We start from the raw sequence: 25,710 nt of genomic DNA on the forward strand, positions 1-25,710 counted from the left end.
CCGGATGGCGCGCCCTGCGGCCCGGGCTCCGCGTGCAGGATGACCGTTCGCCCTCCTTCCAGCTCGGAGGAGCCCGACCAGCAGGGAGATCACCATGACCGCCGTACGCCGTGTCCTCACGGCCGCTGCCGGTGCCGTCGCCACGACCGTTCCGCTGATGGCGCCGAGCGCTCAGGCCGCCGAGTGCACCGTCGACCGGCGGACCTGCGACGACGTGGCTCCCGCCACCGCCCCGGCCGGCCTGACCCGCTGACACCCCGCCGACACCCGCAGGGACCCCGTCCCGCCCCGCCGCGGGTGCCCCCTCAGCCCCCGCCCTCCGCCGACGGCAGCCGCAGCTCCGCCACGGCCCCGCCCCGGGGGTGGTTGGCCAGGGTCAGGGTGATGCCGAGGGCCTCGGCGTGGCCCTGGGCGATGGTGAGGCCGAGACCGTGGCCGCCGCCGCGTTCGCGGGCGGCGGTGCGGAAGCGCTGCGGGCCCTCGGTGAGGATGTCCTCGGGGTAGCCGGGGCCGTGGTCACGGACCGTCAGGACCGGGCCGTCGAGCCGGACCGAGACCGGGGCCCGGCCGTGGCGGTGGGCGTTGGCGACCAGGTTGGTGAGCACCCGGTCCAGCCGTCGCACGTCCGTGGTGACCAGCCCGTCCGTCGTGACCAGCAGCTCGGTCGGGGCGGGGGCAGCAGCCACCACCCGGGCCGCCACCGGGCCGAGCCGGACGGTGGTCAGCTCCGGCCGGTCGGCCCCCGCGTCCAGCCGGGAGACCTCCAGCAGATCCTCCGTCAGACTCCGCAGCACCCGCACCCGGTCCTGCACCAGCTCGGTCGGCCGACCGTCCGGCAGCAGCTCGGCCGCCGTCAGCAGCCCGGTCAGCGGGGTCCGCAGTTCGTGGGCCACGTCGGCGGTGAAGCGCTGCTCGTTGGCCAGCTTGCTGCTGAGCACGCCCGCCATCGAGTCCACCGCCGAGGCGAGCTCGGCCACCTCGTCCCGGGGCCCGCCGAGCGGGCCGATCCGGGCGGTCAGGTCACCGGTGGCGATGGTCCGGGCGGTCCGGGCCGCGGTGCGCAGCCGTCCGCTGATCCGGTCCGCGACGAACACCCCGGCGAGCACCGTGACGGCCACCGAGAGCGCCGCCGAGACCTGGATGGAGCGGTCGAGCTGGGCGATCGCCTTCTCGTCGTCGGTGTAGTCGATCCGGACCGAGAGCACCTTCACCGGACCGGCCCCGCCGCCCACCGGGGCGGCCGCCCACATCACGGTGCCGGTCGGTCCGGTCCCCAACGCCGAGCCGTGCCGCCCGCGTTCGGCCAGCCGGCGGAGCTCCTCGGGGAGTGCGGGGTCGTCCTCGGTCGCTCCCCAGGCCGAGCCGAGCCCGCCGTCCCGGGCGTAGCCGTCGAGCACCGAGTCCAGCGCGTTCTCGGCCGCCTTCCGGGCCTGTCCGACGTGCTGCGCGACGGAGGCGCGGTGCACCAGCAGCCCGACCGTGATGGCGACCAGCACGGAGACCAGTGCGACGGTCGCGGCGATCTGGCGGCGCAGGTTCACCCGGACCGCCGCAGCTTGTAGCCGAAGCCCCGGATGGTCTCGATCCGGCCGGCGCCGATCTTGGCGCGCAGCCGCTGGACGTGCACGTCGACCACCCGGCTGTCGGCGTCCCAGGAGTAGTCCCAGACCCGCTCCAGCAGGGTCTGCCGCTCCAGCACCACTCCGGGGGCGGCGGTGAACTCCAGCAGCAGCCGCAACTCGGTCGGGGTGAGCGGCACCTGACGGCCCGCCACCCTGACCTCCATCGCCTCGGTGTCCAGCTCCAGCCCGTCGATCACCCGGACCGCGCGCGACGGCTCAGGCTCCACGGCGGCGGGCCCGGTCGCGGCGGGCTCGGCGACCGCCCTGGTGCGGCGCAGCACGGTCCGGATCCGGGCCACCAGCACGGCGCTCTCGAAGGGCTTGGTGATGTAGTCGTCGGCGCCCGCCTCCAGGCCGGAGATGACGTCGATCGGCTCGGTGCGGGCGGACATCATCAGGATCGGCAGCTGGCTCTCCTCGCGGATCCGGCGGCACAGGCCGACCCCGTCGAGCAGCGGGAGCATCACGTCCAGCAGCAGGATGTCGGGGCGCCGGGCCCGGAAGCGCTCCAGCCCGTCCAGCCCGTCGACGGCGGTGTCCACCGGGAAGCCGTAGCGCTCCAGCGCCATCCGGGTGGCCTCGCGGATCACCTCGTCGTCCTCGACCAGCAGGATGCGCGGGGCGGCGGCGGGGGCGGTCTCTGGCACGGGGGTGCTCCCGGAGCGGGGTAGGGGGCCGCTCACGCGGCCGGCTCGGACGGTGCGGCGCCGGACCGCGCGGGCTCGGAGCGTCCCGGCTCGGAGCGGGCGGACGCGGACTTGGCGGACGCCGACGGCGCGGGCCGGACGGCCTCGGACGGCACCGCGCTCGGGGCGGCCGGCTTGGGCTGGGGCCGTTCGGGGACCGGGGTGGGCGCGGTCGAGACCTTCGGCTCGACCGGGCTCGCGGGCTTGCTGTACTGCGGCTTGACGGACGGTCCGGCGGTCGGCTCGCAGCGGACGTCGTCGGCCCCGGGCCCGGTGATCTTCCGGTTCTCGACCACCAGGCGGTCGGCGTCCCAGGTGTAGGTGGTCTCGGTGCCGTCCTTGCCGCCGTTCGGCTCGGTCACCTTGAGCCGGGAGCCGACCGTCTCGGCGGTGAATCCGCGCTCCACCTGCTGGGCCAGCACCGGGTAGAGCCGCCCGTCGCGGAGCGCGTACACGTGCAGGTAGGAGGAGCCGACCCGGGCCGTCAGGGCGGTGATCAACTCCGGGCGGCCGTCCCCGTCCAGGTCCCGGTACTCGGCCGGGCGGACCGCGCAGTCCTGACAGCCCGTCAGCATCTTGGCCTCCTCCGGCCGCAGCGCGGTGTCCTTGGCCAGCACGGCCGGCGCCTGGACGGACCTGATGTCCTGGTCGGTCACCGTGATCCCCGGCACCGGGGCGAGCGGCGTGCGCGAACTCGAGGCCTCCGGCGTGGGCGCGGCGGAGGCCTCGACCGCCGCCCAGAGCGGCTCCGCCTTGGGCGGCACCGCGACCGGCCGGGCCGGGCCGGCGTCGTGCAGTTGCCCGGCGCCGCCGCAGCCGGTGAGCGCGGCCAGCAGCACGATCAGGAGCGCGCCCCAGCCCGGGGCGGTACGGCGGGGCCATCGGCTCACGGTGCGGGGGCCTTCCGGTGACGTTCGGTCAGTGCCTGGTGGGGTGGTGATCGGTGGTCCAGTCTGCCCGACCTGCGGGCGACCCCGGACGGCCCGGCCGGACGGCCCTCAGGGGGTCGTCCGGCCGGGGTGCCGCTCGGGGTTGCCCGCAGGTCGGGGCTGGGGGTCAGGGCTGGAGGTCGGCGAGCACGATGATGTTGTCCTTGTAGTGCCCGTCGCCGCCGAGCGCGCCGCCGCAGGTGATCAGCCTGAGCTGCGCGGTGTCGGTGTCGCCGTAGACCAGGTCGGTCGGGAAAGCGTCCTTCGGGTACTGCTTCAGCTCGCGCACCCGGAAGACGACCGTGGAGCCGTCCTCCCGCCGCAGCTCGATCCGGGCGCCCGGGGTGAGCTGCGGCAGCCGGTGGAAGACCGCCGGGCCCTTCCGGGTGTCCAGGTGGCCGAGCAGCACGGCCGGGCCGGTCTGGCCCGGGGCCGGGCCGTTGCGGTACCAGCCGACCCGCTCGGGGCGGTCCATCGGCGGCACCTCCACCGACCCGTCCGGATTCAGACCACTGGCCGAGACGGGTGCGTCCACGCCGATGGCCGGGATGCGTAGCCGGACGGGCGGGGCCACCGACCCGGACACCGTGCCGTCCTGACGCCCCGTCGAGGGTGCGGGGGGCGTCGCCGGGGTCCCGGACGGCGCGGTGCTCCCGCCCGCCTGCCCGGCCTCTGCCGACCCGCCCTGGCCCGCCTGGCCCGCCTGGCCCGCAGCCGCGATCCGTACCGGCGGCCGTTCGGCGGAGCAACTGCCGAGCAGCACGCCGCCGGAGCCCAGCGCGAGGACGCCCGCCACCGCGGCCGGCGCCCAGCGCGGGCGCCGTCGGCGGTGGCGGCGACTAGCCCCGGGCCCCGGCACGGCGGCGCAGGACGGCGAAGCCGAGGCCGGCCGCTCCGAGGGCGGCCAGGCCGGAGCCGACCACCAGGGTGGTGGAGCTCTGGGCCTCGCCCTCACCGGTCTGCGCACCGCCCTTGGGGACCACCTTGACCTGCGGGGCGCTGCCGTCCCGCTCGGTCGGCTTGCTCGGGCTGGCGCTCGGCTTGACCGGGGCCGGGGTGACGGCGGGCTTCTCGGTCGCGGCGGCCGGGGCGGTCGGGGAGACCGAGGCCGACGGGGCGGCCGGCGCCGGCGAGCTGCCGTCGGCGTGGGCGACCGCGCCCGAGAGCGCCACCGTACCGGCGACGCCTGCCGAGACCAGGGCGAGGCGCAGCGCGCGACGGACGGTCGTGGTACCTGCCATGAGGGGTTCCTCCCGATTGCTCACCACCCCCGGCCCGGTGGCCGGGAGTTGGTACGGCAGACGTTAGGAACGCCACTTCACGGTGGTCGGCCGGTCGTGTAACAGCCACCGCGAGGCTCTGTAACAGTCCCCGGGCCGTGCTGTCTTCGGCTCCGCCGGGCCGATGGGCCGATGGGCCGATGGGCCGATGGGCCAGCGTGCCGGTGAGCCGATGGACCGGTGAGCCGATGGACCGATGGGCCGTGCCGCCTTCCGCTCCGCCGGGCCGACGGCTACCCTCCGGTAACACCAGCCGCGGCGCCCCTGCGCCCGGCGCTCGGCCCGGGAGGCCACGTGTCGTCCACGCGTTCCGCGAAGCTGCTGAGCGGCCTGCTGCTCGGGGCGGGGGTCGCCCACTTCGTGATCCCGCGTCAGTTCGACGCGATCGTGCCGCGCTCGCTGCCGGGCGGGCCCCGGCTCTGGACCCAGCTCAGCGGGGTGGCCGAGCTGGCCGTCGGCGCGGCGGTGGCCGTGCCCCGGACCCGGCGGGCGGGGGCGCTGGCGGCGGCCGGCCTGTTCGTCGCCGTGCTCCCGGCGAACGTCAAGATGGCCTACGACTGGCGGCACCGTCCGGCCGCCCTGCGCGGCGCGGCGCTGGCCCGGGTGCCCGGCCAACTCCCGCTGGTGCTCTGGGCCCTGCGGGTGCGCCGGGGCGCCGGTCGGTCCGGCTCGTGAACGCCTGACGGCGCGGCCCCGGGCAGCGGGGTCGCGCCGTCAGACTTCCGCATGCCCTCAGGGCTTGGGCAGTACACAGCCCGCGAGCGACAGGTTGAGCACGTTGCCCGGCCCGAAGCAGGCGGGGATCTGGTAGGTCTGCTGGGCGTAGTTGATGCCCTTGCGGACCGTCACGTTGCCGGCCTGGTCGACCTCGCAGGGGTTGTTCACGGTGCAGCGCTCACCGCTCTCGTTGCCGGTGTTGTTCACCGCGACCACCTGGCCGGTGGTGGCGTCCACCACCGGGGAGCCGGAGGTGCCGCCGATGGTGTTGCAGCTGGAGGTGTAGCGGAGCGAGTCCTTGAAGGTCCAGCTCCCCTCCTTCAGGCGGTAGACGAAGCCGTCCGCGTTGCAGGAGTAGATCCGCTTCCAGTAGCCGGACACCACCTTGATCGCGGTGCCGGCGGTCGGGTGGCTCGCGGAGACGGTGAGCGGGCTGATGTTGTACGAGCTCTTGATCGCGGCGTAGGTGGTGTTCAGCTGGTAGATCGACACGTCGGTGTCGGTCATGGTGCCGTAGACCATCTTGTTGGCGCGCAGCGTGGCGACCTTGGTGCCGGCCGAGTTGAGCAGCGAGAAGGTGCGGCTGGAGGCGCGGTTCACCAGCACCTGGCCCGCGCTCGGCATGCCGGTGTCCAGACAGTGGCCGTTGGAGAGGATCAGGGCCGGGTCGCCCGCCTGCGAGTTGGGCAGCCGGACCAGCGAGCCCGAGCAGTTGCTGAGCGCCACGGTGCCGGCGAAGTCCACCGCCGCGAGCTTCGGCGAGGGGGCCTGGGCGGCCGAGGCGGGTATCGCACCGGCCAGCGCGGTGGCGGAGGCCAGCAGGAGCGCGCAGGACGCGCCGATGAGCGGCTTCTTCATGAGAACTGCCTCTCGGTGTGTGGGGGTGGGACAAACCTGGCGTGCACATGCCGCATTGTCAAGAGCCGTGCCGCTCGCGCCAGTTCGTCCCACCCCCACTCCTCAGGCGGGCAGCACCCAGCGCTGGTTGGCTCCGGCGAAGCAGGTCCAGAGCTGGGTGGGCGTGCCGTTGACCGAGGCGTTCCCGGTCACGTCCAGGCACTTGCCGAGCGCCCGCAGGGTGCCGTCGGCGGTCGGGGTCCAGCGCTGGGCGTCCGAGCCGTTGCAGTCCCAGAGCTGCACCTTGGTGCCGTCCGCGCTCGAAGCCCCGTTCACGTCCAGGCACTTGCCGAGCGCCCGGACCGTGCCGTCGGTGCCCACCGTCCAGCGCTGCGCCTCGGTGGCGTTGCAGTCGTAGAGCTGCACGGCCGTCCCGTTGGCCGTCCCGGCGGCCGCCACGTCCAGGCACTTGCCGGCCAGTCCGGTGACCTGCCCGGTCCGCCCGCCGGTCCCGCCGCCGGGCGTCCCCGTCCAGGTGAAGGTGGCCGAGGTCTTCGCCGGGAGCTGGTAGGCGAAGCTCTGGCCGCCCCAGTTGACCCGGACGGTCTGCGCGGTGCCGCTGTCGTTGTACGCGATCAGCGCCTTCGAGCCGTCGGGGTTGCGCCAAGCCACATTCGGCACCGCCGAGTTGGCGGTGGAGGCGATCCGGTACGCGCCCGGCTTCACGAACTTGGTCAGGTGGCCCATGGTGTAGTACTCCACCGTGTAGTCCACCTGCCCGGCCCGGGCGCCGCCGTTCTGCACCGTGATCAGCCCGGTGCAGGTGCCGCAGCCGCCGAAGTGCGGGCCGCCGTTCTGGTCCACCGCCAGGCTCCACTTGACCACCGACTTACCCCAGTTGCGGGTGTAGTCGATGATGTTGCGCATGTCCTCGCGCTGCTGGTCGGCGATCCAGGTGCCGCCGGAGTGCTCGGTGCCGAAGGCGTCAACGCCCGGGTACTGGTTGTGCACCGTCGTCTGGGTGGCCACGTCGCCGCCGTAGCCGTGCCAGGCGATACCGCCGAAGTTGGGGTGGTTGCGGATCGCCGGATCGTCCACCACCGGGGCGCCGTAGCCGGCGTACTGGTCCCAGTTCCAGTCCAGCGCCAGCACCTTGCTGCTCAGGCCGGCCCCGGCCAGCGCGGGCAGCAGGTTGTTCTTGGTGAAGTACGCGAGGCCGGAGCCGTTCCAGCTCATCGAGGGGTAACCGCCGCAGCAGGTCGGCTCGTTCTGCACCGTCAGGTAGTCCACCGGCACGCCCTGGTCGCGGAACGCCTGGACGTACTTCACGAAGTACTGGGCGTAGGCGCCGTAGTACTCGGCCTTCAGCCAGCCGCCGTCCAGCGAGCCGCTGTCCTTCATCCAGGCGGGCGCGGTCCACGGGCTGGCCATGGTGGTGAGCGCGGGGTTGAGCTGCTTGGCCTGCCTGGTCAGCGGCAGCACGTCGGCGAGGTCGTGGGCGATCGAGAAGTTCGCCAGGTTCGGATCGGTCTGCCCGGCCGGGCGGTCGTCGTAGGTATAGCCGTAGCGGGCCAGGTCGGAGGCGCCCATCGGATTGCGGATCATCGACAGGCCGATGCCCTCGGTGGGCGAGAACAGCTTGCGCATCGTCGCGTCCCGGGTGGCGGCGGAGACCCCGCTGCCGTTCAGCAGCCAGGCCGCCGTGTCGGTGAACGACGCACCGCCGCCGGTGAACTGCTGGTACCGGACGGATTCGTCCACGGTGATCTGCTGCCCGCCGCCGGAGCCGGCCGCGAAGGCCGTGGCGGCCTGCGGCTGGAGCCCTCGGGTGACGTGCCGGCCGCCCGCGTCGTCGGTGGTGGTGAGCCAGACCGAGACGCTCTCACCGGCCGCCGAGGCGGTCGGGGCGGCGGCCAGCAGACCGCCGGCCGCGAGCGCGCCGGCGAGCAGGGCCGCGGCGGTGCGACTGGTTCGGAGCATGGGGGACTCCTCGGGGGTGGGGGATGGCCGCCGATTCAACTCCTGTACGCGCCAAGGCGTCAAGGCCCGAGTCCTGCCCGGAAACATCGTCAACTCATGAATGGACTGGACCACGCAGGTCAGGCGGATTCTTCGCTTTCCGATCTGTTGCCTTTCCTTCCAGACCACTTGACGGGTCGCCGACGACTCCAGTTGACTCCCAGTCACTCGCTCCGGAGAGCGCTCCCCCCACACGTCCCTGGAGTCCCCCATGCTTCGTCGCGCCCTCGTCACCGGCGCGGTGCTCGCCACCGCCCTCGGTGCCCTGCCCGGCACCGCGCACGCCGCCGCCAACCCCGGCCCCGGCTTCCCCGCCCAGTACGCCGCCCCCTACGTGGAGACCTGGAAGTCGCCGAACGCGCTGGCCGACGCCCGCAACGCCACCGGGCTCAAGTACTTCACCCTGGCCTTCGTGATCAGCGACGGCAGCTGCAACGCCACCTTCAACGGCAACACCCCCGTCGGAGACGCCGGTTGGACCTCGGCGGTGAACTCGCTGCGGGCGGCCGGCGGTGACGTGATCGCCTCCTTCGGCGGCGCGGCCGGCACCGAGCTCGGCCAGGCCTGCACCTCGGTGAGCTCGCTCAAGGCCCAGTACAAGCGGGTGGTCGACACCCTCAACCTGACGAAGATCGACCTCGACATCGAGGGCGGCGCACTCAACGACACCGCCGCCAACGACCGGCGCAACCAGGCGCTCGCCCAGCTCCAGCAGGAGTACGCGGCGGCCGGGCGGAGCCTCGCCGTGCACTACACCCTCCCGGTCAACCCGACCGGCCTGGAAGGCAATGCGCTCAGCCTGCTGAACAACGCCAAGAGCCGGGGCCTGAACGTCGGCGTGGTCAACATCATGACCATGGACTACGGCCCGGCGATGGACATGGGCAAGGCCGCCACCGACGCCGCCACCGCGCTGCACGGCCAGCTCGGCGCGATCTGGACCGGCAAGACCTCCCAGCAGCTCTGGGCGATGGAGGGCAACACCCCGATGATCGGGGTCAACGACACCCAGGCCGAGGTCTTCACCACCGCCAACGCCCAGACCCTGACCGACTTCGCCCGGGCCAGGGGCATCCAGCTGCTGGCCTTCTGGGCCCTCGGCCGGGACAAGGCGTGCGCCGTGAACGGCACCCTCTCGGACTCCTGCAGCGGCACCCCGCAGAGCGCCTACCAGTTCGCCCGGACCTTCAACGGCGTGACGGGCGGCGGGAGTTCACCGCGCCCGAGTGGCCGGATCACCGGCTACGGCGGCAAGTGCGTGGACGTCGCGGCGGCGGCCAGCGCGAACGGAACCGCGATCCAGCTCTACGACTGCAACGGCACCACGGCGCAGAACTGGACGGTGGCCGCCGACGGCTCGCTCCAGGCCCTCGGCAAGTGCCTGGACGCCACCGGCGCCGGCACCGCCAACGGCACCAAGCTCCAGCTCTGGGACTGCAACGGCACCGGCGCCCAGAAGTGGCAGGCCGGCACCGGCTCCACCCTGGTCAACCCGGCCTCCGGCCGCTGCCTGGACGCCACCGGGCCCAGCTCCGCCAACGGCACCCGGCTGCAGCTCTGGGACTGCTTCGGCGCCGCCAACCAGCAGTGGCAGCTGCCCTCCTGACACCCCGTCCCCCGAGAGGACCCGTCATGCTCCGTCGCGCCCTCGCCGGGGCGGCCGTGCTCGCCACCGCCCTCGGCCTGCTCCCGCTCACCACCGCCGGCACCGCGCACGCCGCACCCGCCGCCTTCACCCACCCCGGAGTCCTGCTCTCCGCCGGGCAGTTGGACTTCGTCCGCACCAAGGTGCAGGCCGGGGCCCAGCCCTGGAAGGCGGCCTACGACCAGATGCACGCCTCCAAGTACGCCTCGCTCACCCGCACCCCCAAGCCGCGCGCGGTGGTCGAGTGCGGCTCCTACTCCAACCCCAACATCGGCTGCACCGACGAGCGGGAGGACGCCATCGCGGCGTACACCCTCGCCCTGGAGTGGTACGTCACCCGGGACGCCCGCTACGCCGAGAAGGCCATCCAGATCATGGACGCCTGGTCGGGCACCATCACCGACCACACCAACAGCAACGCCCCGCTCCAGGCCGCCTGGTCCGCCTCCGTCTGGCCCCGGGCGGCCGAGATCATCCGCTACACCTACGGCGCGTGGGCCTCCGACAAGGTCACCCGCTTCGCCACCATGCTGCGCACCGTCTACCTCCCGGAGGTCGCCAACGGGTCCCGCTCCAACGGGAACTGGGAGCTCAGCATGGTCGAGGCCTCGATCGGCATCGCGGTCTTCCTCAACGACCGCGCCGCCTACGACAGGGCCGTCGCGCTCTTCCGCAACCGGGTGCCCGCCTACGTCTACCTGACCACCGACGGCCCACTCCCCCGCACCGTCCCCGGCAGCGGCCTGGACACCCGGGACGAGATCGTCGGCTACTGGCAGGGCCAGTCCACCTTCGTCGACGGCCTCACCCAGGAGACCTGCCGCGACCTCACCCACACCGGCTACGGCCTCTCCGCCATCTCCCACGTCGCCGAGACCTCCCGCATCCAGGGCCAGGACCTCTACCCCGAGGTCGCCGACCGCCTGCGCCACGCCCTCGGCCTCCAGGCCAAGTACCAGCTGGGCACCCCCGTCCCGTCCTGGCTCTGCGGCGGCACCCTGGAGCAGTCCCTCGGCCCGGTCACCGAGGTCGGCTACAACGCCCTGCACGACCGCCTCGGCTACGGCATGACCAACACCCAGCTCCTCACCGAACGCCAGCGCCCGGCCGGCACCAACAACCTCTTCACCGCCTGGGAGACCCTGACCCACGCCGGCAACCCGGCCTGAGACCGCCCCGGCCCGAGACGCACCGATGCCCGGCGCCGTAGTGGGCGGTGCCGGGCAGCGGTGTGGGCTGACGTCGGATCAGACCTGGAGGGCCTTGATCGCGGTCGGGGCGTGGCCGGGCTCGGTGGCCAGCTCCTCGAACTCGGTGACGTCGGACATGTCGACGGTCTTGCTCATCGAGATGTTGGTGACGCGCTCCAGGATGGCCTCGACCACGACCGGGACGCGGTACTCGGCGGCCAGCTTCTTGGCCTCCTCGAAGGCGGCGCCCAGCTCGTTCGGGTCGGTGACCCGGATCGCCTTGACGCCCAGGCCCTCGGCGACCTTGACGTGGTCGACGCCGTAGACCCCGAGCTCGGGGGTGTTGATGTTCTCGAACTCCAGGTTGACCTGGAAGTTGATGTCCAGACCGGCCTGGGCCTGGCGGATCAGGCCGAGGTAGGCGTTGTTCACCAGGACGTGGACGTAGGGGACCTTGTGCTGGGCGGCGACCGCCAGCTCCTCGATCATGAACTGGAAGTCGTAGTCGCCCGAGAGCGCGACGATCGGGGTCTCCGGGTCGGCGGTGGCGGCGCCGATCGCGGCCGGGATGGTCCAGCCGAGCGGGCCGGCCTGGCCGCAGTTGATCCAGTTCCGCTTGTTGTAGACGTGCAGGAACTGGGCGGCGGCGATCTGCGAGAGGCCGATGGTGGTGACGTAGCGGGTCTCCGGGCCGAAGGCCTTGTTCATCTCCTCGTAGACGCGCTGCGGCTTGATCGGCACGTTGTCGAAGTGGGTGCGCCGCTGGAGGGTGGCCTTGCGCTCCTGCGCGGAGGCGGCCCAGGCGGAGAAGTCGGGCAGCTTGCCCTCCGCCTTCAGCTCCTTGGCGATCTCGACGAACAGCTCCAGCGCGGCCTTGGCGTCGGAGACCACGCCGTAGTCCGGCGGGAAGATCTTGCCGATCTGGGTCGGCTCGATGTCCACGTGGACGAACGTCCGGTCACCCCGGTAGGCGTCCAGGTTGTAGCCGGTGTGGCGGTTGGCCCAGCGGTTGCCGATGCCGAGCACGGAGTCCGACTCCAGGAAGGTCGCGTTGCCGTAGCGGTGCGAGGTCTGGACGCCGACCATGCCGGCCGCCAGCGGGTGGTCGTCCGGGATGGTGCCCCAGCCCATCAGCGTGGAGATGACCGGGACACCGGTCAACTCGGCGAACTCCACCAGCAGTTCGGTGGCGTCGGCGTTGATCACGCCACCACCGGCCACGATCAGCGGGCGCTCGGCGGCCAGCAGGAAGGAGAGCGCCTTCTCCGCCTGGGCCCGCGAGGCGGCCGGCTTGTAGACCGGCAGCGGCTGGTAGGTCTCCGGGTCGAACTCGATCTCGGTCAGCTGGACGTCGATCGGCAGGTCGATCAGCACCGGGCCCGGACGGCCGGAGCGCATCAGGTGGAAGGCCTGCTGGAAGACGCCGGGCACCTGGGCCGCCTCCAGGACGGTGGTGGCCGCCTTGGTGACCGGCTTGGCGATCGAGGCGATGTCGACCGCCTGGAAGTCCTCCTTGTGCAGCTTGGAGACCGGCGCCTGGCCGGTGATGCACAGGATCGGGATGGAGTCGGCGATCGCCGAGTACAGCCCGGTGATCATGTCGGTGCCGGCCGGGCCGGAGGTGCCGATGCAGACGCCGATGTTCCCGGCCTTGGCCCGGGTGTAGCCCTCGGCCATGTGCGAGGCGCCCTCGACGTGCCGGGCCAGCGTGTGGCTGATGCCACCGACCAGCTTGAGCGCCTTGTAGAAGGGGTTGATCGCGGCGCCCGGCACGCCGAACGCGACGTCGACGCCCTCGAGCTTGAGGATCTCAACTGCGGCTGCGGCGGCTGTCATTCGAGGCATCGGGTCACTCCTGCGTCCGTCGGGCTCCAGCAACTTCCACGATGCGGAAGCATTGTTCTGGGATACGAAAGACAAGCTAGGGCGGCTTCAACAAAACGTCAAGGGCGGGTCCGAGGGGCGGAGCGCGCGCGGGCATGCGAAAGGCCCCCGGGGCGTCCCGGGGGCCTTCGGCGTTCGCGCGGTCGAGGTGCCGCTACAGGGCGGCGGCCAGCCTGGTGCCCTGGTCGATGGCGCGCTTGGCGTCCAGCTCGGCGGCCACGTCGGCGCCGCCGATCAGGTGCACGGAGGCTCCGCCGGCCAGCAGCGCCTCGTGCAGCTCGCGGCGCGGCTCCTGGCCGGCGCAGAGCACCACGGTGTCCACCGCGAGCAGCCGCTCCTCGCCGTCCACCACCAGGTGCAGGCCCTCGTCGTCGATCTTCCGGTAGTCGGCGCCGGAGACCGTGACCACGCCGCGCTTGGCGATCTCGGCCCGGTGGATCCAGCCGGTGGTCTTGCCCAGACCGGCGCCGACCTTGCCCTCCTTGCGCTGGATCAGGTGCACCTGACGGGCCGGCACCTCGCGCTCCGGGGCGCGCAGCCCGCCGCGCTCGCGCTGCTCGGTGTCGATGCCCCAGCTCGCGTAGAAGTCGGCCCCGGAGTCGGTCAGGTACTCGGCCACGTCGAAGCCGATGCCGCCCGCGCCGATGATCGCCACCCGCGGGCCGACCTCGGCACCGCCGCGCAGCACGTCCAGGTAGCCGAGCACGCTCGGGTGGTCCACACCGGGGATGTCGGGGATGCGCGGGGTGACGCCGGTGGCCAGCACCACCTCGTCGTAGCCGGCCGCGAGCAGCTGCTCCGCCGACACCGACGCACCGAGCCGCAGCTCCACCTGACGCTCCGCCAGCTGGTACCGGTAGTACCGCAGGGTCTCGTCGAACTCCTGCTTGCCCGGCACCTGGCGGGCCACGTTGAGCTGGCCGCCGATCCGGTCGTCGGCGTCGTACAGGGTGACGGCGTGCCCGCGCTCGGCGGCGGCCACCGCGAAGCCGAGCCCGGCCGGACCGGCCCCGACCACGCCGATCCGCTTGCGCCGCTGGGTCGGCCCGAGCACCAGCTCGGTCTCGTGGCAGGCGCGCGGGTTGACCAGACAGGAGGTGATCCGGCCGCTGAAGGTGTGGTCCAGGCAGGCCTGGTTGCAGCCGATGCAGGTGTTGATCGCCTCCGGCGCCCCGGCGGCGGCCTTGGACACGAACTCCGGGTCGGCCAGCAGCGGGCGGGCCAGCGAGACCAGGTCGGCGTGCCCGTCGGCGAGCAGCTGCTCGGCCAGCTCGGGGGTGTTGATCCGGTTGCTGGTGACCAGCGGGACGGCGACCTCGCCCATCAGCCGCTTGGTCACCCAGGCCCAGGCGCCGCGCGGCACCGAGGTGGCGATGGTCGGGATGCGGGCCTCGTGCCAGCCGATGCCGGTGTTGATGATGGTGGCCCCGGCCGCCTCGACCGCCTTGGCCAGCTCGACCACCTCGGGCAGCGTGGAGCCGCCGGGCACCAGGTCCAGCATGGAGAGCCGGTAGATCAGGATGAAGTCGGGCCCGACCCGCTCGCGCACCCGCCGGACGATCTCCACCGGGAAGCGCATCCGGTTCTCGTACGAGCCGCCCCAGCGGTCCTCGCGGTGGTTGGTGTGGGCGGCGATGAACTCGTTGATCAGGTAGCCCTCGGAGCCCATGATCTCCACGCCGTCGTACCCGGCCGACTGCGCCAGGGCCGCCGAGGCCGCGAAGTCCTCGATGGTCTGCTCGACCTCCGCGTCGGTCAGCGCCCGGGGCGGGAAGGGGCTGATCGGAGCCTGCACGGCGCTCGGCGCGACCAGGCCGGGGTGGTAGGCGTAGCGGCCGAAGTGCAGCAGCTGGAGGGCGATCCGGCCGCCCGCCGCATGCACCGCCGAGGTGACCACCCGGTGCTCGGCGGCCTCCTCCTCGGTGGTCAGCTTGGAGCCGCCGTCCCACGGCCGGCCGGCCTCATTCGGCGCGATGCCGCCGGTGACGATCAGGCCGACACCGGCCCGGGCCCGGGTGGCGTAGAACTCGGCCATCCGCTCGAAGCCGTGCTCGGCCTCCTCCAGGCCGACGTGCATGGAGCCCATGATCACCCGGTTCGGGAGGGTGGTGAAGCCCAGGTCCAGCGGGCGCAGCAGGTGCGGGTACGAGGTCATGCCAGCACGGTAGGGGCGGGGCACCGGCTATGCAACTAGTTGCACATGGAGCATGGCGCACGTCACTCGACGGCGGAGCACGCCGGGCTCGCCGGGGCACATCGGCCTACCAACCGACAACCAGTTGATCCAACGTCACCCTGATGGCCCGTTTCCGCAGGTACCCGTTCTGGTGACACTCAGGGGGATGGGTTGAAGGGTGGCAGGGCGCACGAAACAGCGGGGAGGACCGTCCGTGGACGGTCCTCCCCGCTGTCGTGTCCGACGGGGCGTCAGGCCTGCTGGAACTCCTGCTGCTCGTCCTCCGGGATGGTGATCACCCAGCGGGTGTCCTGCCGGGGGCGCAGGTAGAGCAGCCAGTAGAGGGCGGAGACCACGGTGATGCCGCCGGTCCAGAGCAGCGCCTTGCCGTCGAGCTGGGTGAGCACGTAGGCGAGCACCACGATCAGGATCACCGGGAGCGCGGGCCAGAGCGGCTGGCGCCAGGCCGGGACGTCCTTGTGCTTGCCCTTGCGGGCGAACAGCGCGGCGACCGCGACCAGCAGGTAGAGCGCGGCGACCGCGACACCGGTGATGTTGGTCAGCAGGTCCTGCGGGACGAAGCAGAGCACCGCGCCGGGGATGCCGACGGCGAGGGTGGAGATCCACGGGGCGCTGAAGCGGTTGAGGGTGCCGAAGGCGTTGTTCAGCGGCTGCGGCCAGGCGCGGTCACGGCCGGAGGCGAAGAGCACCCGGGAGTTCTGGATGACCATCACGATGCCGGCGTTGACGATGGCCAGCGCGATGCAGAGGCTGACGAAGGTGCCGACCGAGGAGCCGGCCCAGCCGTCCACCAGGGCCGAGACGTTGCCCTCGCTGAGCGCGGTCAGGTCGGGGGCGCCCACGGTGATGGCGATGACCGGCACCAGGATGATCACGGCCGACAGGCCGAGCGTCCAGAGCACCGTGCGGGCCACGTTGCGGCGCGGGTTCTCCAGCTCCTCGGAGAGGTAGATGGCGGTGGAGAAGCCCTGGGTGACGAAGAGCGCGGTGCCCATCGCGGCCAGGATCAGCGAGAGCCCGACCGGGCTGGTGGCGCCGTCGGTGACCACCTGACCGTGCGTCAGGCTGGAGACGCCGCGCTCGCTGTTGGCGAAGCCGAGGAAGGAGACCACCGCGCAGGCGATCACCTCCAGCACCAGGAAGATGCCGGTCAGCCAGGCGTTGGCGCGCAGGTCGAGCAGGCCCGCCACGGTGGCCGCGATCATCACGGCGGCGCCCGCGACGGCGGGGTCGATGTGGATGATCGGTTCGAGGTAGTCGGCGGTGCCCATCGCGATCAGCGAGGGCACGATCATCACCACGATCAGCGACTGGATGAAGACCAGCCAGCCGGCGAAGCGGCCCGCCAGGGTGCCGACCATCGCGTACTCGCCGCCGGCGCTCGGGATCAGGGTGCCGAGCTCGGAGTAGCAGAACGCCACCGCGATGCAGAGCAGGGTGCCGATGCCGATGGCCAGCGCGGTGTAGGTGCCGAGCGAGGCGAACAGGTCCGGCACGATCACGAAGAGCGAGGACGCCGGGGTCACGCAGGAGAGCGTGAGCAGCGTGCCGCCGACCACCCCGAGCGACCTGGCCAGCTTCCGGGGAGCGCCGGCGGTCTGATCGGAGGCCCCGGCCGTGCTGGTGGCGGGCGGGTCCAGGATGTCGGTCATGGGGGAATCCGATCGGCTCGGCGCGGGGGGACGCGCTTCGTGGGTGGTGCTGGTGCGGGAGCGGATATCTCCTCCAGGCAGGTCTGCCGGTGCAACGTGGTTTCGGTCGCTCCCGGCGGCCATGGAAGCGGGCGAATCGGGCGCAGTCAACGACCGGAGTGCTGCGGAATCCGTTGTCATAAGCGCCCCCACACGGGACGACTCCCCCCGGCGATGCGCGCACACTCCCGATGATCGAAGGAGTGTGACCACCCTCACATGATCATGCGCCACTTCAACACTTAGTTGACCTTGGAATCCATGCCACTGGCACCGACCAGGGCAAAGAGTGCCCCAAGCCCCGGCCGTCCGGCGCCACGACGATAACCGCAGCCGGGGTGGGGGAATTGATCCATAACATTTCGGCCACCCCGGCCGCGGTCTCACCACTCGACCCGTCCGGCCGTCCGCCGACCATCCACGCCGCCGTCCGCGCAGGTCAGCGCAGGTCAGCGAGCCGGAGCGGCCACCGTCACCGGCGAGGAGGCTCCCGCCACCGTCAGTCGCGGCTCGCCGCTCCCGTCCGCCGGGACGGACCAGACGTCGCTGCCCTTGCCGTCCCTGCCCGGCAGCGCGTACCCGATCGTCCCGCCGTCCAGCCAGGCCGCCTGGTCGTCCACGCTGCGGGTCTCGGCCAGCGCGTGCTCCTTCATCCCGTCCAGCTCCAGCACGTACAGCCGCCAGGGCGCGACCGGGTCGGCGGACACCTTCTTCTTGAAGGCGATACGGGTGCCGTCCGGCGAGAGCGAGGGGCACTCGACGTTCTCCCGCAGGGTCCGTGCCGACCAGGCGCGCAGGTCGCCCTCGACCAGGTGGGTCTTCCCGGCCGAGGAGACGGTGGCGTAGAAGCGGTTCTCGTCGGCCGCGAAGTTGACGCCCCAGTAGTTGACGTCGGCCGCGTGGTAGCGGACGCCGTCCACCAGCAGCGGGATCGACTCGACCGACTTGATCAGGTAGCCGGTGCGCAGGTCCAGGACCGAGGTGCGGGTGGAGAAGCCGCTGGCCGCGTAGGAGTCGCCGACCGCGAAGGAGGTCCAGGAGAGCACGTGCCCGGAGGGCGAGACCCGGGCCCGGTTCGGGATGCCGGGCACGATCACGGTCTGCAGCTCGGAGAACCGGCGGTCGTAGACCACCGCCTGGGTCCGGGCCGGCACCCCGGGCATCGCCCGCAGGCAGAGCGCCCGGTCCCCGGACGCGTAGAACCGCTCGCAGGACGGCCCGTCCGGCGGCCCGCCCTGCCGGCCGACCCGTCCGGAGGCGGTGTCCCGGTAGTAGAGGCCGGCCTCGTTCAGGGTGAACGTGCTCGCAGCGGCCAGCACTTGGTGCCCGCCGTCCCGCTGACGGGCGTGCAGGACGTAGCCCAGCGAGCCGCCCAGCAGCACCAGGACGGCGATGGTCAGCACGGTCAGACGCGCTTTCATGCGGTCACCTCCTCGTTGCCGTTGCCCGGACCGCCGGCGGTGACCCGCAGATCGGGCAGGATCCGCCAGGCCGCCGCCACCGCGACGGCCAGCAGCACCGCCGCCACGGCCAGCGCCGGACGCGGCCCCCACCAGGTCCAGGCCGCTCCGAACCCGGCCGCGCCGCACAGCCGGGCCAGCGCCTGGCCGGTCTGCAGCACCGCCAGCCCGCCGGCCCGGCCCTCCCTCGGCAGCACCGGCCCGGCCAGCGCCATCAGCACGCCGTCGGTGGAGGCGTAGAAGACACCCAGCAGCGCCAGGGTCAGCAGGACGGTCGGCCACCCCATCGGCAGCAGCAGCACCAGGTAGGCGGCGATCAGCGCGCCGTGCCCGTAGAGCAGCGGCGCCCGGCGGCCGATCCGGTCCGCGAGCCGGCCGGCCGGGACGGCCAGCAGCAGGTAGCCCGCCGCCGCACCGAGCGGCAGCAGCGGGAAGAGCGCGGGCTCCAGGTCCAGCCCGCGCTGGAGCAGCAGGTAGAGGAAGGAGTCCCCGATGGTCGCGGCCCCGAGCAGCGCGGCGGCGACCACCACCCGACGGAACGCCGGATCGCGGAGCACCCCGGCCTTCGGCTCCGCCTTCCTCTGCACGGCCTTCCGCTCGAAGTCCAGTGCGGTGGAGGGTAGTTGGCCGGGCACTCCGGCCGGCACGAACAGCACCAGCAGCAGCACCCCGAGCAGTCCGGTGGCGAAGCTGACCACGAACACCGCATCGTAGGCGTCCGCCGTCACCCAGAGCACCGCGAACGCGACCAGCGGTCCGAGCAGGGCCCCCGTGGTGTCCATCGCCCGGTGCACCCCGAAGGCCCGGCCGAGTACCTCCGGCGGTGCGCTGAGGGTGATCATCGCGTCCCGGGGGGCGGTGCGGACTCCCTTGCCCAGCCGGTCCGTTGCCATCGCGGCGGCGATCCCGCCGGCCGCCCCACCGGCCAGCAGCAGTCCCAGCCGGGAGAGCGCCGAGAGCAGGTAGCCGGCCCCGGCGACGGCCTTGTGCCGACCGCCGCCGCGGTCCGCCAGCTTCCCGCCGAGCAGCCGCACCAGCGCTGTGGCCCCGTTGAACAGGCCGTCCAGGAAGCCGAATTGGAGGGGTGAGAGGCCGAGCCCCAGCACCAGGTAGAGCGGCAGCACGGCGGTGACCATCTCCGAGGAGACGTCGGTGACCAGGCTGACCGCCCCGAGCGCGACGACCGTACCGGGGACGCGCCGCCCCACCCCGACGGGGCGGGGCGGCGCGTCCGTGCTCCGGCCGGTGGTGGCCAGGTACATCATCAGTGGCAGCTGTACTTCGGGCTGGTGTCCTTGACCTTGTTGTCGGTCCCGACGTAGGTCCAGCTGTAGCCGGAGTCGGTGAAGTCCATCTTCAGCACGCCGTAGTCGCCGCTGATCCGCTTCTCGCTGTTCGGCTGGATCTGCTCGATCGGGTACGGCTCGGCGCCGCCCATGCCGCCGACGATCTCCACGATGCCGTCCGCGACCGCCTTGCCCTCCGGGTCCTGCGGGGCGAAGCGCTCGTAGTGGTGGTCGTGGCCGTTCAGGATCACGTCGGCCTTGGCACCGTAGAGGATCTTCCAGACCGGCTTGGAGACCGGGTCGTTGCCGTGGCCGCCCGAGGAGTACAGCGGGTGGTGGAAGTAGGCGGCGATGCACTTCTTGCTGTTGGCCGCCAGGTCGGCCTTCAGCCAGTCGATCTGGGCGCTCTGGTCGAAGGCGTTGGAGTCCAGCGCCAGGAAGTGCCAGTTGCCCTCGTCGTAGCTGTAGTAGCTCTTGCCCTGCGGGTAGGCGATCGAGCCGAAGTACGACTTGTAGCCGGAGAGCGAACCGGCCGGGTCGTAGGTCTCGTGGTTGCCGGGGACGGGACGGGTCTTCGACTTGAAGGCGCCCCAGGTCTTGTCGTAGTAGTTCTTGAAGTCCTGCAGACGGGCGTCGTCGTACTGGTTGTCGCCCATCGTGATGTAGAACTTCGGGTTGATCTGCTGGGCCAGCTTGGCGGTCTTCGGGTGCGCGCAGCTGCTGTCGCTCGCGGTGCACTGCGCCGCGATGTCACCCGCCGCCACCACGGTGAACGCGCCGGCCGGCTGGCTGGTCGACGGGCTCGGCGACGGCGTCGGGGTCGGGGTCGGGGTCGGCGTGGTGCCGCCGTCCGGGGTCCCGTACACCTCCATCTCGAACAGCGAGTAGCCGTAGCTCGTGCCGCGCGCCGTGCCGTACATCCGGACGTAGCGGCCCTTGCCGGACAGCCCGGTCCAGTCGTCGGTGCCGCCGTTGCCGGCCGTCTCGCTCGCCAGCTTGGTCCAGGTGGTGCCGTCCGCCGACACCTCCAGGCGGTACGCCTTCGCGTACGCGGACTCCCAACTCAGCTTCACCCGCGAGACGTTGTTGCTCGCCCCGAGGTCCACCCGCAGCCACTGCGGGTCCTTGCCCTCCTCGCTCGCCCACCGCGTCGACGTGCTGCCGTCGAACGCCTTGCCGGCCGCGTACGAGGACCCCTCCGTGGAGGAGGCCGTGGCCGCCTTCCCCTTCGAGATCACCGGATCCGCCGCCGCCCCGGCCCTGCCGGGCCAGCTGAACAACAGTCCGCCGAGCAGTGCCAACACCGCGGCGAACACTCCGATGTGAACCGGCCTTACCGAGCCACCCAGACGCATCGCTGGACTCCCTGACCTTGGAAAGAACGTAGGAGAGCTGGTACACCGGCGCCTCGGGTCGTCGGATCGTGTCGTCGGACCCACGGGCCGGGAAGCGGCGACCGCACACACACCACCGCAGCGGCCGGGCCAGAGCTCTCCCACTGAGCGCGTCACGTCCCGTCGGTCACGGACGCCGCGCCAAGCCGCCGTCGGCAGCGTAGTAGAAAGGAAAGTTTCCTACCAGTCTTCGGACGGCCCGTTGCGCTGCCACTTCGCCGAGACACCGTCAGCCCCGCCGGGCGCCCAATTCCCTTACGCCCCAAGGGCGAAACCCGCTGGTCGGAACGTTCACCCGGATGCCGCCGCGTCGTCACGCTGGCTTCGCCGCCACCCGCCCGAGCCCGTCTGTCGCCCGCATGGGCCCGCTGGGTTGCGGTCTCCCACCCCCGCCCGCCACCGCCCACCCCCGCCCGCCACCGCCCTGCGGCAACAGCACGGCCCGGGCGGCGCCCCCATGCACCACCCGGGCCGTTCCGATCGCGACGCCCGGCCCCCACAGCCGGTACCGCCGCCGTCATCCGTCCCACTTCCCTCACCGCCCCACGCGGGAGGGACCTACCGCCCGTTCCCTGCGGGCGGCCCTTCCTGACGACCTCCTCCTGCCTCCTCGCATCCGACACACCGCACTGCGACCGGCCGGGTCCCCTGCGTCCCCACGCACCCCTGCCGCCGACGGGCCACCGCCCGTCCCACCGGCCCCTCCTCGGGACCGGCTCAACTCGACTCCACCACAGCCCGGTTAAAGCCCGCATCAAACCGTTCGGAGACGGTCGCCACCGCCCTCACCACCGGTCCGACCAGCCGCCGAGGCGATGCCCAGCCAGGTGTGCCGGTTCCCCCACCAGCACCAGCCCACCTTCGGCGCGTCCCGCCGCTCCCGGCCGTCCCGGCCGGTGCCGTTGCTGATCCAGATCGCCGGAGTACGGGCGTCGAAGCCGCCCTTCGGCTTGGGCAGCCGCGAGGCGATCGTCATGAAGCACAGGTTCCGCTCCAGCACCTCCGGCTGCTGCAACAGCCAGTGGATCCCCTCCGTCAGCACCAGCGGGCTGCGCCCTTCCGCCGTGATGACCGGCAGCGCCTCCTCCGGGGTCCAGTTCGCCAGGTGGTCCCCCCGGTCCGGCGCGGTCACCAAGTACAGCGGCCCGTCCGGCAGTTCGACCCCGGTCGGAGCGAACTGGTCCACGTCCGCCATGTCGACCACCACGAACCCCGGCCTCCCCTTGCGGCTGAGCAGCGGCACCAGCGCCGAGGCCGGCACCCGATCCGGGTGCACGACGAGCAGCGCCTCCGCACTCCCCGCCGCCTCGGCGTACTTCCGCACCTCCCCCTCGGACAGCCCGGCGAGGGTGTGCACCCCGAGCTCGATCAGGCGCTCCGCCTGGGCGGGAAGCGAAGGCAGGGCGGTCATGGCGAAACGAGCCGACAGCTCGGGCAAGGGCACTCCTCAGTACACGATTCGACTGGCCGCTCCCCCAACGACCCACCACCCCCGCCGGTTCCCGCGGCCCCACTCGCCTTCAGCCGCCCCTGACACCCCGTCACCATGCCTGTGCCCACCCGTCCACCCCTCGCCTTCGGAGCCGCCGTGCTGCCCCGAAGCCCCTGGTGCCGGGCGGGCGAAGGGCCCGCCGCTTCCCCTCGACAGGCCCTTCGTCCGGTGGTCACCGCCCTCACCTGGTCGGCGGCCCGCACCACCGCCCGCGCCCGCCGACCCGACCCCGCACGACGTCCGGGCGGGAGGGGTGGTCGGCGGCAGTGGCGCACTGCCCCTGACGCATCTACATCGAGCTGCGGGGAACGGAGCGGGTGCTGCCGTCCGCGAGGGTGAGGGTGGCGGTGTCGACCGAGCCCCTGCGGTTGTTCTCCGTGCCCGGCCACCAGGCGGTCCAGCGGCCGTTCTCGACCGTGACCTCGAAGGTCCGCCCCTGGGCGGTCATGGTGATCGCCTTGACGTCGGAACCGACGAAACCGGCGGCGTAGTTGAAGATCTGGTCACCATTGCCGTGGGAGCCGCCGGTGTTGTAGACGATGGCGTCCTTGGCGAGCACCGGCACCTCATCGACCACCTCGGAGAAGCCGCCCACACCGTTCGGGCCGACGTAGCAGAGGGCGGTGGTGGCGCCACTGGTCACCACCATGGACGTGACCTTGCCCCGCAGGTCCGCAGTGGTGACCTTGTCGGCACCCCCTTGGGCGTCCATCGACTTCAGACACCACTTCAGGGTCTTGGCCCCCTGGCCGGTCGTGGTGTCCACGGTGGTCGGCTTGGCAGTCCAGCTCACGATCTCGGCGGCACCCAGCGGGCCCCCGCCCCCACCGACGCCGGTCAGCCGGTCGTAGAACGTCACGCCGCCGACCACCGCCCCCACGGCGACGGCTCCGGCCAGCGTGAACGCCAGGCGCCGCCGCAGCCGGGGCCGACCGGCCGGGGTGGTGTGCGTGGTGGAGGTTTCGAGGTCGATCCGGCTCATCAAGAGCTCCCGGTGTAGGGCATGACGTCCCGACGGGAGATCGCGCTCGGCCGGCGCGGGCACGCGCCCGAGCAGTTCGGCGCGCTCCACCGGCTCCGGCCGCTGGTCGGCGTTCACTGGTTTGCCTCCTTCGGGGACAGGCTCGCGGTTGCGGGCTCACTCTTCATCTGGCGTGCGGCGCGGACGAGTTCCCGCGAATCCGACGGAGACCTGCGCGCCGCCGCCTCGGTGAGCCGGTGCAACTTGCCGCGAGCCCGCGACAGCCTGGAGCGGACCGTCCCCACCGGCACCCCGAGCGCCTCCGCGGCCTCCTGGTAGTCCAGCCCCGCCCACACGCACAGCGCCAGCACCTCGCGCTCCGGCCGCCGCAACTTCGCCAACGCGGCCTGCACCCCCGCGATCCGCGCCGCATCGTCGAGCCGCCCCACCGCCTCCTCGGCGAAGTCCGGCACTCCCTCCACCACCGGCGGCAGTTGGGCCAGCACCTCCCGGTGCCGCCGCGCGGCCCGCCGCTGATTGCTCACCAGATTGGTGGCGATCCCGAGCAGCCACGGCCGCAGCGAACCTCCCTCCGCGCTGACCCTCCCGTGCTGCCGCCAGGCTTCCAGGAAGGTCAGCGACATCACGTCCTCCGCCGCCGACCAATCCCCGGTCAGCCGGTAGACGTGGTTGTACACCGAGCGCGCGTACGCGTCGAAGAGCCGGCCGAACGCGTCCCGGTCCCCGGCCCGCACCCGCCTTCGCATCTCTGCTGGATCCGAATAGTCCACACCCATCCCTCTGGTACGCCACCCCACCGGGTTCCCGTGACGCGCGCCACACTCCTCCCGGAAAACGGATCGTCACCAGCGCCCCTGCCCGGCCACCATGACGCCATGTCGAAGACCCGACCGCACCACCCCGACACCGTCCTCCGCAAACTGACCGACGCGACCCGGACCCACCACCTCGTCCGCATCCACCGCACCATCGAGGACACCGAACCCATCGAGGGCTTCGTCCTCGCCACGAACGCGGCCTGGACCCTGCTCACCCCCTGCCATGACTTCCGGCTCGACGGCTTCACCGCGGTACCGACGCCCGACATCAGCAAGGTCAAGCGCACCGGCGACGAGGACTCCCTCACCATCCGAGCCCTACGACGACGCGGCCAGTGGCCCACCCCGAGAACCGACGTGGACCTCACCGCCCTCCCCGCCCTCCTGCTCTCCGCCTCCACCCGCCACCACCTGGTCGGCCTGGAGACCGAACGCGACACCCCCGGCGCCCTCTGGATCGGCGCCGTCCTCCGCATCGGCCGCAAGACCGTCCGCCTCCACGAACTCGACCCGGACGCCCGCTGGCACGACAAGCCGTCGAAGTTCCCCCTCACCGCCATCACCCGCATCCAGTTCGCCGGCCACTACGAACAGACCCTCCACGAGTTCGCCGGCCCCCGCCCGGCACTTCAGCACTGAACCTCAACCTCGGCCATGAGCTCAGCAGCGCTGGCCTCCGGCCGCACTCGAACATCGAAGCAGTAGCCCTCGTCGCAGAACACCAACTCGACGGCCTCGGGCACGAACCGGCGGAGCAGGCAGGCAACCCGCACGGCCTCCGACAGCGGAGCATCCAAGTACAGGCCGGTACCGTCCTCAGCCATCAACACCTCTGCCGGCCTCTCACCACTACGGCAGCTCCACCTGAACGCGCACACCTCACCCCGCCGCGCCGGGTCGACCTCCAGCTCTCCCCAGAGCTCTGCGATCCCAGCACTCAGCGCCCCAACGTCGATCCTCCACGCAGTGGTCGAACCGTCGAAGAACGCCATGAACGCAGCCACGCCGCCTGTCTACCAGACGGCCAGCCGCCCAACGACACTTCACCACCGTAGAAGCAAGCTGTTCATCCCCCGGCGCCGAAGAGCCCCAGCGGTCCTCCTCAACTGGGGCTCGTCTCACTCGCCTGCGCACTCATCTGCCGACGACGCCTCAAGCGCCCGCCCTCGTGATCGTGTCCTCAGCGAGGAGTAGGTGAGTTCGCAGCTGCGTCGGCAGGTTGCTGTTGGCGGAGGCCATACGGTACGACGACCACTTGGTGATCGTCTTCATAGATGACCTCTCCTGGGTCCGATGACCAGATCGACTCGCACCCCACCTGGTACATCCCGAGGATCTCCAAATGCCCGCTGACCTGCTCAACGTGTTCGACGGCGGACGCCTTGAACCATGCCTCCGCGCCGAAGTTGAGTTCGCGGTCGTAAACCATGGGGTCGACCAGGGAGGGGTTCGCGAGGTTCGCGTCGTACCAGTCGTAACTCGACCGCCTGAAGGACTCCTGCTCGGAAGTGAGCCTTCCGTCCGCAGCCAGGCCGTTCACCAACGCAAACACACCGGGGAAGGTCCCACGCCGGTTGGGGA

23 protein-coding genes are annotated in these 25,710 nt (G+C 72.1%); 5 read left to right on the forward strand and 18 right to left on the reverse strand.

Annotated features, from left to right (window positions below):
• Positions 1-94 precede the first annotated feature (94 nt).
• Positions 95-253: a hypothetical protein gene (locus ACIRBX_RS12595; protein WP_402295968.1), complete on the forward strand. Its 159-nt coding sequence runs from the start codon at positions 95-97 to the stop codon at positions 251-253.
• 52 nt (positions 254-305) lie between these two features.
• Here ACIRBX_RS12595 and ACIRBX_RS12600 read toward each other — a convergent pair whose 3' ends face one another.
• The 5 genes from ACIRBX_RS12600 to ACIRBX_RS12620 form a co-directional block, all read right to left on the reverse strand.
• Positions 306-1,541, reverse strand: coding sequence for an ATP-binding protein (locus ACIRBX_RS12600; RefSeq protein WP_402295970.1), 1,236 nt, complete (start codon positions 1,539-1,541; stop codon positions 306-308).
• Positions 1,538-2,191 carry a response regulator gene (locus ACIRBX_RS12605; RefSeq protein WP_402296467.1) on the reverse strand — a complete coding sequence of 218 codons (654 nt, stop codon included), beginning with the start codon at positions 2,189-2,191 and terminating at the stop codon, positions 1,538-1,540. Before ACIRBX_RS12605 ends, ACIRBX_RS12600 begins: the two co-directional genes overlap by 4 nt.
• Before the next feature lie 110 nt (positions 2,192-2,301).
• Positions 2,302-3,198, reverse strand: a complete 897-nt coding sequence (locus ACIRBX_RS12610) for a hypothetical protein (protein WP_402295972.1) — start codon at positions 3,196-3,198, stop codon at positions 2,302-2,304.
• Positions 3,199-3,364: 166 nt separating this feature from the next.
• Complete coding sequence (locus tag ACIRBX_RS12615) at positions 3,365-3,823, reverse strand: class F sortase (RefSeq protein WP_402295974.1); 459 nt, start codon at positions 3,821-3,823, stop codon at positions 3,365-3,367.
• A 253-nt stretch (positions 3,824-4,076) separates the two neighbouring features.
• Positions 4,077-4,478 carry a sortase-dependent protein gene (locus ACIRBX_RS12620; protein WP_402295975.1) on the reverse strand — a complete coding sequence of 134 codons (402 nt, stop codon included), beginning with the start codon at positions 4,476-4,478 and terminating at the stop codon, positions 4,077-4,079.
• 333 nt (positions 4,479-4,811) lie between these two features.
• On the opposite strand from ACIRBX_RS12620, the gene ACIRBX_RS12625 reads away from it, so the two are divergent.
• A complete protein-coding gene (locus ACIRBX_RS12625; protein ID WP_402295977.1) occupies positions 4,812-5,192 on the forward strand; it encodes a hypothetical protein in 381 nt (126 codons plus the stop codon).
• A 57-nt stretch (positions 5,193-5,249) separates the two neighbouring features.
• On the opposite strand, the gene ACIRBX_RS12630 is transcribed toward ACIRBX_RS12625, so the two are convergent.
• Positions 5,250-6,092 carry a serine protease gene (locus ACIRBX_RS12630; protein WP_402295978.1) on the reverse strand — a complete coding sequence of 281 codons (843 nt, stop codon included), beginning with the start codon at positions 6,090-6,092 and terminating at the stop codon, positions 5,250-5,252.
• Positions 6,093-6,194: 102 nt separating this feature from the next.
• Positions 6,195-8,051: a ricin-type beta-trefoil lectin domain protein gene (locus tag ACIRBX_RS12635; protein WP_402295980.1), complete on the reverse strand. Its 1,857-nt coding sequence runs from the start codon at positions 8,049-8,051 to the stop codon at positions 6,195-6,197.
• 250 nt (positions 8,052-8,301) lie between these two features.
• Here ACIRBX_RS12635 and ACIRBX_RS12640 point away from each other — a divergent pair, with 250 nt between their 5' ends.
• The gene (locus ACIRBX_RS12640) at positions 8,302-9,696 is read left to right on the forward strand and encodes a ricin-type beta-trefoil lectin domain protein (protein ID WP_402295982.1); all 1,395 of its coding nucleotides are present in this window, start codon (positions 8,302-8,304) and stop codon (positions 9,694-9,696) included.
• A 26-nt stretch (positions 9,697-9,722) separates the two neighbouring features.
• Positions 9,723-10,904, forward strand: coding sequence for an alginate lyase family protein (locus ACIRBX_RS12645; RefSeq protein WP_402295983.1), 1,182 nt, complete (start codon positions 9,723-9,725; stop codon positions 10,902-10,904).
• Between the two features lie 78 nt (positions 10,905-10,982).
• Here ACIRBX_RS12645 and gcl read toward each other — a convergent pair whose 3' ends face one another.
• The 9 genes from gcl to ACIRBX_RS12690 all read right to left on the reverse strand — a co-directional run bounded on the left by gcl (position 10,983) and on the right by ACIRBX_RS12690 (position 24,057).
• Positions 10,983-12,770: a glyoxylate carboligase gene (gcl, locus tag ACIRBX_RS12650; protein WP_402295984.1), complete on the reverse strand. Its 1,788-nt coding sequence runs from the start codon at positions 12,768-12,770 to the stop codon at positions 10,983-10,985.
• Positions 12,771-12,963: 193 nt separating this feature from the next.
• On the reverse strand, positions 12,964-14,964 hold the full coding sequence (locus tag ACIRBX_RS12655) for an FAD-dependent oxidoreductase (RefSeq protein ID WP_402295986.1): 2,001 nt from the start codon (positions 14,962-14,964) through the stop codon (positions 12,964-12,966).
• Between the two features lie 272 nt (positions 14,965-15,236).
• Positions 15,237-16,658, reverse strand: a complete 1,422-nt coding sequence (locus tag ACIRBX_RS12660) for an APC family permease (RefSeq protein WP_402295987.1) — start codon at positions 16,656-16,658, stop codon at positions 15,237-15,239.
• A gap of 488 nt (positions 16,659-17,146) precedes the next feature.
• Positions 17,147-18,118: a TolB family protein gene (locus ACIRBX_RS12665; RefSeq protein ID WP_402295989.1), complete on the reverse strand. Its 972-nt coding sequence runs from the start codon at positions 18,116-18,118 to the stop codon at positions 17,147-17,149.
• On the reverse strand, positions 18,115-19,419 hold the full coding sequence (locus ACIRBX_RS12670; RefSeq protein ID WP_402296469.1) for an MFS transporter: 1,305 nt from the start codon (positions 19,417-19,419) through the stop codon (positions 18,115-18,117). Before ACIRBX_RS12670 ends, ACIRBX_RS12665 begins: the two co-directional genes overlap by 4 nt.
• 2 nt (positions 19,420-19,421) lie before the next feature.
• Positions 19,422-20,798, reverse strand: a complete 1,377-nt coding sequence (locus ACIRBX_RS12675; RefSeq protein ID WP_402295991.1) for a discoidin domain-containing protein — start codon at positions 20,796-20,798, stop codon at positions 19,422-19,424.
• Positions 20,799-21,591: 793 nt separating this feature from the next.
• Positions 21,592-22,248 carry a DUF5701 family protein gene (locus ACIRBX_RS12680; RefSeq protein ID WP_402296471.1) on the reverse strand — a complete coding sequence of 219 codons (657 nt, stop codon included), beginning with the start codon at positions 22,246-22,248 and terminating at the stop codon, positions 21,592-21,594.
• Positions 22,249-22,618: 370 nt separating this feature from the next.
• Positions 22,619-23,311: a hypothetical protein gene (locus tag ACIRBX_RS12685; RefSeq protein ID WP_402295992.1), complete on the reverse strand. Its 693-nt coding sequence runs from the start codon at positions 23,309-23,311 to the stop codon at positions 22,619-22,621.
• 113 nt (positions 23,312-23,424) lie between these two features.
• Positions 23,425-24,057, reverse strand: coding sequence for an RNA polymerase sigma factor (locus tag ACIRBX_RS12690; RefSeq protein ID WP_402296472.1), 633 nt, complete (start codon positions 24,055-24,057; stop codon positions 23,425-23,427).
• Positions 24,058-24,186: 129 nt separating this feature from the next.
• Here ACIRBX_RS12690 and ACIRBX_RS12695 point away from each other — a divergent pair, with 129 nt between their 5' ends.
• Positions 24,187-24,768, forward strand: a complete 582-nt coding sequence (locus tag ACIRBX_RS12695) for a hypothetical protein (RefSeq protein WP_402295994.1) — start codon at positions 24,187-24,189, stop codon at positions 24,766-24,768.
• Here the strand turns inward: ACIRBX_RS12695 and ACIRBX_RS12700 are convergent.
• Both ACIRBX_RS12700 and ACIRBX_RS12705 read right to left on the reverse strand, forming a co-directional pair.
• A complete protein-coding gene (locus ACIRBX_RS12700) occupies positions 24,759-25,133 on the reverse strand; it encodes a hypothetical protein (RefSeq protein WP_402295995.1) in 375 nt (124 codons plus the stop codon). The genes ACIRBX_RS12695 and ACIRBX_RS12700 overlap by 10 nt on opposite strands.
• Positions 25,134-25,309: 176 nt before the next feature.
• Positions 25,310-25,681 (reverse strand): hypothetical protein, encoded by a 372-nt coding sequence (locus ACIRBX_RS12705; RefSeq protein ID WP_402295996.1) that lies wholly within the window; start codon positions 25,679-25,681, stop codon positions 25,310-25,312.
• Between the last annotated feature and the right edge of the window lie 29 nt (positions 25,682-25,710).

This window comes from Kitasatospora sp. NPDC096147, assembly GCF_044763225.1.
Classification (GTDB): Bacteria; Actinomycetota; Actinomycetes; order Streptomycetales; family Streptomycetaceae; genus Kitasatospora.

Coding starts and splice junctions, on each gene's coding strand:
- ACIRBX_RS12690 (WP_402296472.1), bottom strand. CDS start 24,057: ATGCGAAGGCGGGTGCGGGCCGGGGACCGGGACGCGTTCGGCCGGCTC.
- gcl (WP_402295984.1), bottom strand. CDS start 12,770: ATGCCTCGAATGACAGCCGCCGCAGCCGCAGTTGAGATCCTCAAGCTC.
- ACIRBX_RS12620 (WP_402295975.1), bottom strand. CDS start 4,478: ATGGCAGGTACCACGACCGTCCGTCGCGCGCTGCGCCTCGCCCTGGTC.
- ACIRBX_RS12660 (WP_402295987.1), bottom strand. CDS start 16,658: ATGACCGACATCCTGGACCCGCCCGCCACCAGCACGGCCGGGGCCTCC.
- ACIRBX_RS12675 (WP_402295991.1), bottom strand. CDS start 20,798: ATGCGTCTGGGTGGCTCGGTAAGGCCGGTTCACATCGGAGTGTTCGCC.
- ACIRBX_RS12630 (WP_402295978.1), bottom strand. CDS start 6,092: ATGAAGAAGCCGCTCATCGGCGCGTCCTGCGCGCTCCTGCTGGCCTCC.
- ACIRBX_RS12605 (WP_402296467.1), bottom strand. CDS start 2,191: ATGGCGCTGGAGCGCTACGGCTTCCCGGTGGACACCGCCGTCGACGGG.
- ACIRBX_RS12685 (WP_402295992.1), bottom strand. CDS start 23,311: ATGAGCCGGATCGACCTCGAAACCTCCACCACGCACACCACCCCGGCC.
- ACIRBX_RS12635 (WP_402295980.1), bottom strand. CDS start 8,051: ATGCTCCGAACCAGTCGCACCGCCGCGGCCCTGCTCGCCGGCGCGCTC.
- ACIRBX_RS12640 (WP_402295982.1), top strand. CDS start 8,302: ATGCTTCGTCGCGCCCTCGTCACCGGCGCGGTGCTCGCCACCGCCCTC.
- ACIRBX_RS12670 (WP_402296469.1), bottom strand. CDS start 19,419: ATGTACCTGGCCACCACCGGCCGGAGCACGGACGCGCCGCCCCGCCCC.
- ACIRBX_RS12695 (WP_402295994.1), top strand. CDS start 24,187: ATGTCGAAGACCCGACCGCACCACCCCGACACCGTCCTCCGCAAACTG.
- ACIRBX_RS12595 (WP_402295968.1), top strand. CDS start 95: ATGACCGCCGTACGCCGTGTCCTCACGGCCGCTGCCGGTGCCGTCGCC.
- ACIRBX_RS12655 (WP_402295986.1), bottom strand. CDS start 14,964: ATGACCTCGTACCCGCACCTGCTGCGCCCGCTGGACCTGGGCTTCACC.
- ACIRBX_RS12665 (WP_402295989.1), bottom strand. CDS start 18,118: ATGAAAGCGCGTCTGACCGTGCTGACCATCGCCGTCCTGGTGCTGCTG.
- ACIRBX_RS12680 (WP_402296471.1), bottom strand. CDS start 22,248: ATGACCGCCCTGCCTTCGCTTCCCGCCCAGGCGGAGCGCCTGATCGAG.
- ACIRBX_RS12645 (WP_402295983.1), top strand. CDS start 9,723: ATGCTCCGTCGCGCCCTCGCCGGGGCGGCCGTGCTCGCCACCGCCCTC.